Origin of the sequence: Kitasatospora sp. NPDC085879 (assembly GCF_040686255.1) — a bacterium.
Classification (GTDB): domain Bacteria; phylum Actinomycetota; class Actinomycetes; order Streptomycetales; family Streptomycetaceae; genus Kitasatospora.
In genome coordinates this window covers 1-2,298 of the sequence record NZ_JBFBJZ010000181.1, presented here as the reverse complement: position 1 = coordinate 2,298, position 2,298 = coordinate 1, and the positions used below count along the sequence as shown (strand labels likewise).

Below are 2,298 nucleotides of genomic sequence, written 5' to 3'. Positions count from 1 at the left end.
GATCAACAAGGACCCCGAGGCCCCGATCTTCGAACTCGTGGACTACGGCGTCGTCGGCGACCTCTTCACCGTCCTGCCCCAGCTCACCGCCGAGGCCAAGGGTCGCTGACCCGGACACACCGAAGGGGCCCGGTCGGCAGTGTGCCGACCGGGCCCCTTCCGGTTGTGCGCAGCGGGCCGGGCCCGGGTGCGACCGCGACCGCTCAGTCGCGGTTGAGGCTGGCCTCGACGTCCCTGACGACACGCCACATCGGGGTGCTCCGCCGGGCGATGACGACGACCACGTCGTCCTCCTCGTCCGCCGGCACGGCCTGCGGATTCGCGGCCCAGGCGTTGCGGACGTACTCGAGGGCGTGGTCCACCTCGGCCTCGGCGTCGCCCTGGCCGTCCGCGCGCAGCCAGGAGCGCAGCCCGTGGTTGTGCGCGGCCACCACGGCCGCGGCGACGACGTCGGCGCGCAGGGTGCCGTCCTTGCGGGCGGCGAACCGGCCGCGCAGGTAGTCGGCGAGGGTGCGCTCGTACCGCCAGACGACCGACAGCTCGTAGGCGCGCAGGCCCGGGACCTGGCGGGTGAGGCGGTAGCGCTGCACCGAGAAGGTCGGGTTCTCCGCGTACATCCGCAGGACGAGGCGGGCGGCGTCGCAGACCTTGAGGACGGGGTCGTCGCCGTCCGCGCTCTCCTGCAGGAAGGCCGTCATGTCGGCCAGGCACTGCTCGTGGTCGGGGAAGACCACGTCCTCCTTGGAGGGGAAGTAGCGGAAGAACGAGCGGCGGCCGACACCGGCCAGACCGACGATGTCGTCGATGGTGGTCTGCTCGTAGCCCCGGTCGAGGAAGAGCCGGAAGGCGGCGGCGATCAGGGAGTCGCGCATCGCGGGCTTCCCGGTGGCGGCCGTGGCCTGCGCCGCGGTCTTCTGCGGGTTGCTCATGCCGTGAACCTAGCACCAATCGCGCGTGAGGGCACTCAGTGCACTCTCCGTGCGGTACTCGGTGTTGCACATCACGTCGTGGCGGCCCCGTCGAGCTCCCGGACGGCGCCGAGGACGTCCAGCAGCGGCTCGGCGGCGGCACCGTCCGGGCCGTGCACGGACAGCCGGGTGACCACGCCCGTGTACCGGCGGTGGATCTCCCGGGCCGCCTCGGCGGGCTCGCCGGCCACCGCGAAGGCGGCGAAGACCTCGTCGTCGATCAGGTCGCCCATCTCCTTCCAGCGGCCGCGGACGGAGAGCGGGTGCAACTCGTCGTGCAGCGCGCCCCAGCCGTGCGCCTCCAGCACAGGGCGGTAGGCCGGGGTGGAGGCGTAGAAGGCGATCCGCTCGCGCACCCCGCGGACGCTGTCGGCCAGCTCCTCCTCGGTGCGGCCGGTGGCGGTGAGCACCGCGCCGACCACCTCGAACGGGCGGGACGTCCACGGCTCCGCGGCCGCCTCCGCCGCGGCGCGGGCGGCCCGGACGGCGGGCAGCACCGTCCCGGTCAGGTGCCGCACCGAACTGAAGGGGTGGCAGATCAGGCCGTCGGCGACGGCGCCCGCCGCCCGGACCATCAGCGGCCCGACGCCGGCGAGCAGGATCGGCGGGGTGCCCGCCGCGACCGGCTCCGGCGCGAACACCGGGGTCATCAGGGTGTGGCTGTAGAAGTCGCCGCGGAAGGCGAGGCGTTCGCCGGTCTGCCAGCTGTGCCAGATCGCCCGGAGCGCGGCCACGTACTCGGTCATCCGCGCCGCCGGACTGTCCCAGGGCATGCCGAAGCGGCGCACGACGTGCGGCTTGACCTGCGAGCCGAGGCCCACCACGGCCCGCCCGCCGGACGCCTCGTGCACGCCCCAGGCCTCGTAGGCGAGGCTCATCGGGGTCCGGGCGAAGGCGATGGCGACGCCGGTGGCGAGCTCGATCTCCTCCGTGCGGTCCGCTGCGCGGGCCAGCTGGAGGAAGGGGTCGTAGGAGGTCTCGGAGAGGGTGAAGCGGTCGATGCCGCGGCGTTCGGCCTCGGCGGCCGCGGCCGGGATGCCGGCCGGTCGGCAGGTGGCGGTCGCCTCCAGGCGGAGCGGGGCGGCGGTCTCGGGCATGGGCTTCTCCTCGTTCAGGACACCGGCCCGCCCGGGTGCGGTCGCGGACGGGCCGGTGTCCATCATGGGGTGCCGTGCGGCCCGCGGGTGCACCGGGCGGGCCGGCGGTCGGGTCTGACGGCGTGTCCGACCGGCGGCTGCGGGCGACGTGCCCGGGGCCAGCCCGCACGGACGGTGGGCGAGCCGGACCTCGCGGGAGGTACGGCGGGCCGCCGCGGTCGCCGCACCCGCGC

2 protein-coding genes and 1 pseudogene are annotated in these 2,298 nt (G+C 74.8%); 1 reads left to right on the top strand and 2 read right to left on the bottom strand.

Annotated features, from left to right (window positions below; genetic code table 11):
• Window positions 1-109, top strand: a pseudogene (locus AB0P35_RS41925) (electron transfer flavoprotein subunit alpha/FixB family protein); the annotation flags it as partial.
• A 94-nt stretch (window positions 110-203) separates the two neighbouring features.
• Here the strand turns inward: AB0P35_RS41925 and AB0P35_RS41920 are convergent.
• Window positions 204-872, bottom strand: coding sequence for a TetR family transcriptional regulator (locus AB0P35_RS41920; protein ID WP_363521818.1), 669 nt, complete (start codon window positions 870-872; stop codon window positions 204-206).
• 128 nt (window positions 873-1,000) lie between these two features.
• The coding region (locus AB0P35_RS41915) for a TIGR03617 family F420-dependent LLM class oxidoreductase (protein WP_363521815.1) at window positions 1,001-2,298 on the bottom strand (1,298 nt) is incomplete at its 5' end.